Source organism: Micromonospora sp. HB375 (genome assembly GCF_017872985.1).
GTDB classification, from domain to species: domain Bacteria; phylum Actinomycetota; class Actinomycetes; order Mycobacteriales; family Micromonosporaceae; genus Micromonospora; species Micromonospora chalcea.
On sequence record NZ_JAGGJO010000001.1, the window covers coordinates 4,685,002 to 4,696,476 of the forward strand.

Below are 11,475 nucleotides of genomic sequence, written 5' to 3' on the forward strand. Positions count from 1 at the left end.
CCGCGGGCGGCGTCCCGGCAGGCTCCGGGAGCGGCGGTGACCAGCGCCACGAGGGCCATTCAGGCGGCCGACGGCAGGATGCGGCGCAGCCGGCCGGGGGGCGTCGACCGGCGGCGCCACTCCCGCGGGTAGCCGACCGAGACCTCTTCGAACCGGACCCCGTCGTACCAGGTGGTGCGCGGGATGTGCAGGTGACCGTAGACGGCGACGCGGGCGTCGAAGCGGACGTGCCAGTCGGCAGTGGTCTCGGTGCCGCACCACTGGGCGAACTCCGGGTACCGCAGGATCCGGGTGGGCTCGCGTACGAGCGGGAAGTGGTTGACCAGGACGGTGGGCAGCCCGCCGCGCTCGGCGGTGAGCCGGCGCTCCGTCAGGGCCAGCCGCGCCCGGCACCAGGCGTCCCGCGTCGGGTACGGGTCCGGGTGCAGCAGGATCTCGTCGGTGCAGACCACGCCGACCTCGTGGGCCCGTGCCAGGGCCTGCTCCTTCGTGTACGTCCCCGGGGGCCGGAAGGTGTAGTCGTAGAGCAGGAACAGCGGCGCGATCAGGACCGGGTCGTCGCCCTGCGGGTCCCAGACGGGGTACGGGTCCTCCGGAGTCACCACCCCGAGCCCCCGGCACAGCTCCACCAGGTGCTGGTAGCGCGCGTCCCCCCGCAGCTGGATCGGGTCCTCGCGGGGAGTCCACAGCTCGTGGTTGCCGGGGGCCCAGATGACCTTGGCGAAGCGGCGGCTGAGGAGTCCCAGCGCCCACTCGATGTCGCCGACGAACTCCCCGACGTCGCCGGCGACGACGAGCCAGTCGCCGTCGCGCTCCGGCCGCAGCCGCTCGACGATGGCCTTGTTCTCCGCGTGCACCACGTGCAGGTCGCTGATGGCGAGCAGTTGAGGCAAGCCGGATCCGGCCATGCGGACCTCCCGTCCATCCGGGGTACCGCACGCACCCACATCCGTACCGCTCGGCTGCCGGTGGGCAGGGCGAGACGGCCTGGCGTGCTCCGACCCTACGGAGCCGGATCCACACCGGCACACCCCTAGACAGGCTTCGTGGACCCCTAAGGGCGCGCCTGCCCGACGGCGCCGGCCAGGCGTCCGGCGCCATCGGGTGCCCCTTTCCCCGGCCCGTCCCGCCCGGGTCGGGCAGTGTCCGCTCAGGACTTGCCGAACTCCCGCTGGATGATGTCGAAGAGCTCGTCCCGGCTGGCCGACTCCAACTCCTCTGCGGCGGCCGGCGCCGATGCGGTGGCGGCGGGTCGGCCCCGCCACCGGGTCAGCAGGTCCTCCAGCCGACCGACGACCGCGTCGTCGACCTGGTCGCCCGGCAGCCCGCCGAGGAGCTTGTCGAGGCGTTCGATCTCGGCCACGATCGGCAACGCCGGCTGCTCGGGCGCCAACTCGGCCCGCAGGTGACCGGCGAGCGCGTTCGGGGTGGGATGGTCGAAGACGAGGGTGGCGGGCAGTCCGATGCCCGTTGCGGCGGTCAGCCGGTTGCGCAGCTCGACTGCGGTGAGCGAGTCGAAGCCCAGTTCGAGGAAGCCGCGGGCGGGCCTGATCCCGCTCGGCGTGGCGTGTCCCAGCACCGCCGCGGCGGTGCCGCGGACCAGGTCGAGCAGGATGCGGTCGCGCTCCGGCCCGGAGGCGGCGGCGAGCCGCTCGCGCAGCGCCGACGCCGCGCCGCGGTCCTCGCCCTTCGGCGCCTCCTCGGCCGGTGCGGGCTGTGCTGCTTCGGGGATGTCGGTGAACAACCGGGACGGACGCAACGCCGTGAACGACGGCACAAACCGATCCCACCGCACATCCGCCACCACCACCTGCCCCTCACCACCATCCAGCGCCCCCTGCAACGCCGCCACCGCCAACTCCGGAGCCATCCCCGGCAAACCACGCCGACTCAACTGCTCCCCCGCCACCCCCACCGCCATACCCGCCTCAGCCCACGGCCCCCACGCCACCGACGTCCCCACCAACCCACGCCCACGCCGCGACACCACCAACCCATCCACAAACGCATTCGCCGCCGCATACCCCACCTGACCCGCAGAACCCCACACCCCCGCAATCGACGAAAACACTACAAACGCATCCAAATCCAAACCAGCAGTCAACTCATCCAACACCACCGCACCACCAACCTTCGCCCGCAACACCTCCTCCACCTCACCCACACCCACCTCACCCAACGGCGTCAACTGCGCCACACCAGCCGCATGCACCACCGCCCGCAACCGCTCACCCCGACCCACCAAATCCCCCAACAACCCCGCCACCGCACCACGATCCGCCACATCACAACCCACCACCGACACCCGCACACCCAAACCCTCCAACCGCCCCACCAACTCACCCACACCCGCCGCACCACCACCACGCCGACTCACCAACACCACATGCTCCGCACCCACACCCACCGCCCACAACGCCACCCGCGCACCCAACGCCCCCGTACCACCCGTCACCAACACCGTCCCCGACAACCGAAAACCACCACCACCAGCACCCGCACCCGCACCCGCCGGACAACCCGCACGCACCAACCGCCGCACAAACACACCCGACGACCGCAACGCCACCTGATCCTCAACCCCCGACAACAACACCCCACACAACCAACCCCACACACCCCCACCCAACACACCCGGCAAATCCACCAAACCACCCCACCGCAACGGCACCTCCAAACCCACCACCCGACCCAAACCCCACACCGCAGAACCCGCGACATCCGCCAGCTCGTCCGAGTCGCCGACCGACACCGCCCCGCGCGTCAGCCACCACAACCGGCCCGACCCACCGACGTCGGTCAGCGCCTGCACCACAGCCAGCGCCGTCGACACCTCGGCGGCGGCCGGAACCGGGGACGCCTCCCGCGGCTCGGCCAGCGACAGCAGGGACACCACGTGGGCGTCCCGGGCGTCGGAGCTCATCGCCTCCAGCAGCAGCCGCGCCACCCGGTCGCGGTCGGCGCCGGCCGGGATCAGCACCGGGACCGCCCGGTCGGCCCGGGCAGCCAGCGCCGCGGCCACCGGGTGGTCCTCCTGCCCGGGCGCCATCAGCAGCAGCCAGGTTCCCGCCAACGTCGCGGAGTCCGGCACGGCGGCCGTACGCCACGTCGCCCGGTACCGCCAGGAGTCGACGACCGCCCGCTGCTGCGTCGCCCGCCGCCACCGGGCGAGCTTGGGCAGCAGCGCCGTGGACGGCTCGTCCGCGCCCACGGCGAGATCCTCGCCCAGCACGCCGAGGTCCCCGGACTCGACCGCCGCCCAGAACTGCTCGTCGGACGGGGCGTCGGCCCGCTCCGGAGCCGAGCCGGGCTGGGGGTCCTCCAGCCAGTAGCGCTGCCTGTCGAAGGCGTAGGTGGGCAGTTCCACCGCGCGCGGCCGGGTTCCGGTCTGGCCGAGGTACGCCGCCCAGTCGACGGCCACGCCGGCGGCCCAGAGCTGCCCGGCTGCAGTGGTGAGGGTGGTGACGTCGGGCTGGCTGCGGCGCAGCGTGGCGACGTACCGCACGTCGTCGGCGGTGTCCGCCTCGGCGGCCATGGCGGTGAGGACCGCGTCCGGGCCGATCTCCAGGAAGGTGTCCACCCCCTGTGCCCGCAACGTCGCCACCCCGTCGGCGAAGCGCACCGGCTGCCGCACGTGCCGCACCCAGTAGCCCGGGTCGGTCAGCTCCGCCGCGTCCGCGACCGCGCCGGTCACGTTCGACACCACCGGCACCCGCGGCGGCTGCCAGTCCAGCCCCGCCACCACCGACGCGAACTCGTCCAGCATCGGATCCATCAACCGCGAATGGAACGCGTGACTGACCGCCAGTTCCTTGACCCGCCAACCCCGCTCACGGCAGGCCGCCACCACCGAAGCCACCTCGCCGACGGCACCCGACACCACCACCGACGCCGGACCGTTCACCGCCGCCACGTCCACCGCCACGCCCGACGCACCGAGCAGCTCGGCGACAGCCTCCTCCGACGCACCGACCGCCGCCATCACGCCACCGGCCGGCAACGCCTGCATCAACCGACCCCGCGCCGCCACCAGGGAACAGGCATCCGACAGCGACAACATCCCCGACACGTACGCGGCCGTCACCTCACCGATCGAATGACCCGCCAGGAAATCCGCCCGCACACCCCACGACGCGAGCAACTCCCACAACGCCACCTCCACCGCGAACAACCCCGCCTGCGCGAACACCGTCTGATCCACCAGAGCCGCAGTCTCCGAACCCGGCTCCGCGAACACCACCTCGCGCAACGCACGCGGCAGACGCGGATCAATCTCCGCGCACACTTCGTCGAACGACGCCGCGAACACCGGGAACGCCTCGTACAACTCCCGGCCCATACCCACACGCTGCGAACCCTGACCCGTGAACAACACCGCCCGACGACCCGCCGACACCACACCCGCAGACCGGCCCTCAGCCACCGCCGACAGACCAGCAACCAACTCGTCCACCGACGAACCCCACACCACCGCGCGGTGCTCCAACGCAGCCCGAGTCGTCGCCAACGACCACGACACGTCCGCCACCGCAAGGCCGGACCGTTCCCGCACGAACGACGCCAACCGCGCCGCCTGACCCACCAGACCCCGCTTCGAACGCCCCGACAGCACCCACGGCACCGGCACCCCGACGGGCGCGGCAGACCCCGCGGCGTGCTCCGGCTCCGCCTGCTCGATGATCACGTGCGCGTTCGTGCCGGAGATCCCGAACGACGACACGGCAGCCCTGCGTGCGCGGCCCGCACCCGGCCACTCGCGCGCCCGGGTCACCAGCTCCACCGCACCCGACGACCAGTCCACATGCGACGAGGGCACATCCACGTGCAGCGTCGCCGGCACGGTCCCGTGCCGCATCGCCAAGATCATCTTGATGATCCCAGCCACCCCCGCAGCCGCCTGCGTGTGACCGATGTTCGACTTCACCGACCCCAACAACAACGGCACATCCCGGCCCTGCCCGTACGTCGCCAACAACGCCTGCGCCTCGATCGGATCACCCAACGACGTACCCGTACCGTGCGCCTCCACCACATCCACATCAGCCGCCGACAAACCCGCACTCGCCAGCGCCTGCCGGATCACCCGCTGCTGCGACGGACCATTCGGCGCCGTCAAACCATTCGACGCACCATCCTGATTCACCGCCGAACCCCGCACCACCGCCAGCACCCGACGCCCGTCACGCCGCGCATCCGACAACCGCTGCACCACCAGCACCCCGACACCCTCGGACCAACCCGTGCCGTCCGCGGCGTCCGAGAACGACTTGCAGCGGCCGTCGGCGGACAGGCCGCCCTGGATCGAGAACTCGGCGAACGTGCCCGGTGAGGCCATCACGGTGACGCCGCCGGCCAGGGCGAGGTCACACTCGCCGGACCGCAGCGCCTGCGCCGCCAGATGCAACGCCACAAGCGACGACGAACACGCCGTGTCCACAGTCACCGCCGGCCCCTCGAAGCCGAACGAGTACGCCACCCGGCCCGACAACACGCTTGTCGCGTTGCCGGTGAGCAGGTGGCCGCCGACCTCCTGGGCCCGACCGACCGACCCGCTGGCGTACCCCTGGAAGCTGGCCCCGGCGAAGACGCCGACCGCGCCGCCCCGCAGGGTGGTCGGGTCGATGCCCGCCGACTCGACTGCCTCCCACGAGGTCTCCAGCAGCAGCCGCTGCTGCGGGTCCATGGCGAGCGCCTCCCGCGGCGAGATGCCGAAGAACTCGGCGTCGAACTCGCCGGCGTCGTAGACGAAGCCGCCCCTGCGGGCGAAGGACGTGTCGGACAGGCCGCTGCTGAGGAAGCTGTCCCAGCCCCGGTCGAGGGGGAACTCGGAGATGCCGTCGCGTCCGGTGGCGAGCAGTTGCCACAGTTCTTCCGGGGACGCGACGCCACCCGGGAGGCGGCAGCCCATGCCGACGATCACGATCGGGTCGTCGTCGACGGTGGCGACCCTGCGGTCGGCCGGCGCGTCGCCCGATGCTCCGAGCACGGTCTCCCGGATGAAGGCGACCAGGGCGGCCGGCGTCGGGTGGTCGAAGACGAGGGTGGAGGGCAATGCGAGGCCGGTTTCGGCGGTCAGCCGGTTGCGCAGCTCGACTGCGGTGAGCGAGTCGAAGCCGAGACGCTGGAACGCCCGGTCCGGCCGCACCGCCTCCACGGTGGCGTGGCCGAGCACCGTGGCGACCTGGGAGCGTACGAGGTCCAGCAGGGACGCCTCGACCTCCGGCGACGTCAGGGCCGCGAGCCGCTCGCGCAGTGCGGAGGCCCGGTCGGTGGGGCCGGTCTCGGCTCGGGACGCCGCCTCGATCGCCGCCTGTGCTTCGGGGATGTCGGTGAACAACCGGGACGGACGCAACGCCGTGAACGACGGCACAAACCGATCCCACCGCACATCCGCCACCACCACCTGCCCCTCACCACCATCCAGCGCCCGCTGCAACGCCGCCACCGCCAACTCCGGAGCCATCCCCGGCAAACCACGCCGACTCAACTGCTCCCCCGCCACCCCCACCGCCATACCCGCCTCAGCCCACGGCCCCCACGCCACCGACGTCCCCACCAACCCACGCCCACGCCGCGACACCACCAACCCATCCACAAACGCATTCGCCGCCGCATACCCCACCTGACCCGCAGAACCCCACACCCCCGCAATCGACGAAAACACTACAAACGCATCCAAATCCAAACCAGCAGTCAACTCATCCAACACCACCGCACCACCAACCTTCGCCCGCAACACCTCCTCCACCTCACCCACACCCACCTCACCCAACGGCGTCAACTGCGCCACACCAGCCGCATGCACCACCGCCCGCAACCGCTCACCCCGACCCACCAAATCCCCCAACAACCCCGCCACCGCACCACGATCCGCCACATCACAACCCACCACCGACACCCGCACACCCAAACCCTCCAACCGCCCCACCAACTCACCCACACCCGCCGCACCACCACCACGCCGACTCACCAACACCACATGCTCCGCACCCACACCCACCGCCCACAACGCCACCCGCGCACCCAACGCCCCCGTACCACCCGTCACCAACACCGTCCCCGACAACCGAAAACCACCACCACCAGCACCCGCACCCGCACCCGCCGGACAACCCGCACGCACCAACCGCCGCACAAACACACCCGACGACCGCAACGCCACCTGATCCTCAACCCCCGACAACAACACCCCACACAACCAACCCCACACACCCCCACCCAACACACCCGGCAAATCCACCAAACCACCCCACCGCAACGGCACCTCCAAACCCACCACCCGACCCAAACCCCACACCGCAGAACCGTCCAGGTCGGTCAGAGGCTCGGAGTCGTCCACGGAGACGGCACCGCTGGTCAACCACCACAGCCGACCCTCGACCTCAGTGACTGCAAGCGCCTGCGCGACCGCCAGTGCCTCGACGACACCGGCGCCGGCCAGCGACATCAGCGAGATCATCCCGGCGACCGGTCCTGCGGCCGCCGAGGCGGCGGACAGCCGACGCGCGATCCCGTCCCGGTCCAGCTCGTCCAGCACCACGGGGATCATCTCGGCGCCCCGCTCCGCCAGCCCGGCCAGCAACGGGTGGTCCTCCTGGCCGGGCACCATCAGCACCAGCCAGGAGCCGGTCAGGTTCTCGTTTCCGGTCACGTCCTGGCGCCGCCACACCACGCGGTAGCGCCAGGCGTCCACCGTCGACCGCTGCTGTGCGGCCCGCCGCCACTGCGCGAGCTTCGGCAGGACCGCGCTGAACGGTTCGTCGGCGCCGACACCCAGCTCGCCGCCGACCAGGTCGGGGTCGCCGGACTCCACGGCCGCCCAGAACCGCCCGTCGAGAGCTTCGCCGTGCACGTCCCGGCGGGCCGCGGGCGCCGCCTCGGGCCAGTACCAGGTGTGGTCGAAGGCGTACGTGGGCAGGTCGACCACGCCCGGCCGGGCGCCGGTCTGACCGTGGTAGGCAGCCCAGTCGACCGGCACACCCGCCACCCACAACTGCCCCAGCGCCGACGTCAACACGCCGACCTCCGGCTGATCCCGCCGCGACACCGGAACCCGCCGCACCCCGGCATCCGCGACGATCTCCGCCACCATCGCCGTCAACGTCGCATCCGGGCCGACCTCCAGGAACGTGTCCACCCCCTGCCCCCGCAGAGCAGCCACCCCGTCGGCGAACCGCACCGGCTGCCGCACGTGCCGCACCCAGTACTCCGGATCCACCAGCTCCAGCGGCTCCGCGACCGCGCCGGTCACGTTCGACACGATCGGCACCCGCGGCACCCGCCAGTCCAGCCCCGCCACCACCGACCGGAACTCGTCCAGCATCGGATCCATCAACCGCGAGTGGAACGCGTGACTCACCGCCAGTTCCTTGACCCGCCAACCCCGCTCACGGCAGGCCCCCACCACCGAAGCCACCTCATCGGCCGCGCCCGAGACGACCACCGACGCGGGGCCGTTCACCGCCGCGATGTCCACGGCCGCGCCCGACGCGCCGAGCAGCTCAGCGACAGCCTCCTCCGCCGCGCCCACCGCTGCCATCACCCCACCCGACGGCAGAGCCTGCATCAACCGACCCCGCGCCGCCACCAGGGAACAGGCATCCGACAGCGACAACATCCCCGACACGTACGCGGCCGTCACCTCACCGATCGAATGACCCGCCAGGAAATCCGCCCGCACACCCCACGACGCGAGCAACTCCCACAACGCCACCTCGACCGCGAACAGACCAGCCTGGGCAAAGACGGTCTGATCCACCAGGGCAGCCTCATCCGACCCCGCCTGCGCGAACACCACATCCCGCAACGCACGCGGCAACAAACCCTCAAACCCCGCACACACCACGTCGAAGGCCTGCGCGAACACCGGGAACGCCTCGTACAACTCCCGGCCCATACCCACACGCTGCGAACCCTGACCCGTGAACAACACCGCCCGACGACCCGCCGACACCACACCCGCAGACCGGCCCTCAGCCACCGCCGACAGACCCACCACCAGCTCGTCCACGTCCGAGCCCCACACCACCGCCCGATACTCCAACGCCGCCCGAGTCGTCGCCAACGACCACGACACATCAGCCACCGACAGGTCAGACCGACCCCGCACGAACGACGCCAACCGCCCGGCCTGACCCGACAGACCCCGCTCCGAACGCCCCGACACCACCCACGGCACCGGCAAAGCCACGGAAGCGCCCCCGGCAGAAGCCGGGGCAGACTCCGGCTCCGCCGCGACCTCGGGGACGGCCTCGGGCTCCGGCTGCTCCAAAATCACGTGCGCATTCGTGCCCGAGATGCCGAACGACGACACACCCGCCCGCCGGGGACGCTCCACGCCCGGCCACTCACGCGAGGCCGTTACCAACTCGACCGCGCCAGACGACCAGTCCACATGCGACGACGGCACATCCACGTGCAGCGTCGCCGGCACGGCCCCGTACCGCATCGCCAAGATCATCTTGATGATCCCAGCCACCCCCGCAGCCGCCTGCGTGTGACCGATGTTCGACTTCACCGACCCCAACAACAACGGCACATCCCGGCCCTGCCCGTACGTCGCCAACAACGCCTGCGCCTCGATCGGATCACCCAACGACGTACCCGTACCGTGCGCCTCCACCACATCCACATCAGCCGCCGACAAACCCGCACTCGCCAGCGCCTGCCGGATCACCCGCTGCTGCGACGGACCATTCGGCGCCGTCAAACCATTCGACGCACCATCCTGATTCACCGCCGAACCCCGCACCACCGCCAGCACCCGACGCCCGTCACGCCGCGCATCCGACAACCGCTGCACCACCAGCACACCGACACCCTCGCCCCACGCGGTGCCGTCCGCAGACTCGGCGAAGGCCTTGCAGCGGCCGTCCGCCGACAGCCCACCCTGGCGGGAGAACTCGATGAAGGCGCCCGGGGTGGACATCACCGTGACGCCGCCGGCCAGCGCGAGGTCACACTCGCCGGACCGCAGCGCCTGCGCCGCCAGATGCAACGCCACAAGCGACGACGAACACGCCGTGTCCACAGTCACCGCCGGCCCCTCGAACCCGAACGAGTACGCCACCCGACCCGACAACACGCTCGCGGAGGCACCCGTCGCGCCGTACCCGGCGAGCGACTCACCGGCCTCGCGCACGACGGTCTCGTAGTCCTGGCCGTTGGTGCCGGCGAACACCCCGACGCGGCTGCCGCGCAGCGCGAGCGGTTCGATCCGGGCGTCTTCGAACGCCTCCCAGGAGACCTCCAGCAGCAGCCGCTGCTGCGGGTCCATGGCGAGCGCCTCCCGCGGCGAGATGCCGAAGAACTCCGCGTCGAAGCCACCCGCGTCGGCCAGGAAGGCACCGCGCGAGACGTAGGAGTCGGTGCCGGTCAGCGACTCCAGGTCCCAGTGCCGGTTGGCCGGGAAGTCCGACATCGCGTCGGCACCGGCCGTCAGCAGGTCCCAGAGCCCCTCCGGGGACTCGGCTCCGGCCGGGAAACGGCAGCCCATGCCGACGATGACGATCGGGTCGTCGCCCACGACGGGGCCGGTGGCGGCGGGGACGGGCAGCGCCTGCCCGCCGAGCAGCTCGGCGTGGATGTGGCCGGCCAGAGCCGCCGAGTTCGGGTAGTCGAAGGCGAGCGTGGTCGGCAGCGCGAGGCCGGTCGCCGCGTCGAGCCGGTTGCGCAGCTCGACAGCTGCCAGCGAGGTGAAACCGAGATCCTGGAACGCCCGGTCCGGCGCCACCCGCTCGACGGACTCGTGGCCGAGCACGGCGGCGACCTCGGCGCGTACCAGCTCACCGAGGACGCGCAACTGCTCCGCGCCGGGCATTCCCGACAGGCGCAGGCGCAGGTCGGCCGCCGGCACCGGGGCGTCGGCGGGCACCGCCGCGCCAGCCTCGGCCAGCAGGTCGCGGACCAGCGGGTGGGCGCGCCGCGGACCGGTGGCGGCCACCCGGGCCCAGTCGATGTCGGCCACGACGAGGTACGTCTCGTCGCGGTCCAGCGCACGGCTGAAGGCGCGCACGGCTGTCTCCGGCGCCATCGCGCCGAAACCGGTACGGCTGAGCCGCTGTTCGAAGTCGCCCGCGCTCACCCCGCCGTCGGCCCACAGGCCCCAGGCGAGCGAGGTCGCCGGCAGTCCCTCGGCGCGGCGGCGCTGCGCCAGGGCGTCGAGGAACGCGTTGCCGGGCGCGTACGTGGCCTGGCCGGCGGCGCCCATGAGGCCGGCGAGGGAGGAGAAGAGGACGAAGGCGGAGAGGTCGCTGCCCCGGGTCAGCTCGTCCAGGTTGCGCGCGGCGTCGACCTTCGCCCGCAGGGCGGTGGCCAGCTGGTCGACACTCACGGCGTCGACGACGTTGTCGTCGAGGGCGGCGGCGGTGTGCACGACCGCGCTCAGCGGAAGCTCGGCGGGGATCGAGTCGAGCAGCGTCGCGAGCGCGGCCCGGTCGGCCACGTCGCAGGACGCGAGGGTTACCCGGGTGCCGA

Annotated in this window: 2 protein-coding genes and 1 pseudogene; all 3 read right to left on the reverse strand. The window is 71.8% G+C overall.

Annotated features, from left to right (window positions below; all coding sequences use genetic code 11):
- Positions 1–59 precede the first annotated feature (59 nt).
- Entirely contained in the window at positions 60–908 is an 849-nt protein-coding gene (locus J3R08_RS20630) for a metallophosphoesterase (RefSeq protein WP_043331321.1), read from the reverse strand.
- Between the two features lie 242 nt (positions 909–1,150).
- The gene (locus tag J3R08_RS32500; RefSeq protein ID WP_374102412.1) at positions 1,151–11,155 is read right to left on the reverse strand and encodes a type I polyketide synthase; all 10,005 of its coding nucleotides are present in this window, start codon (positions 11,153–11,155) and stop codon (positions 1,151–1,153) included.
- Positions 11,150–11,455, reverse strand: a pseudogene (locus tag J3R08_RS32505) (KR domain-containing protein); the annotation flags it as partial. The pseudogene J3R08_RS32505 and the gene J3R08_RS32500, both read right to left, overlap by 6 nt.
- Between the last annotated feature and the right edge of the window lie 20 nt (positions 11,456–11,475).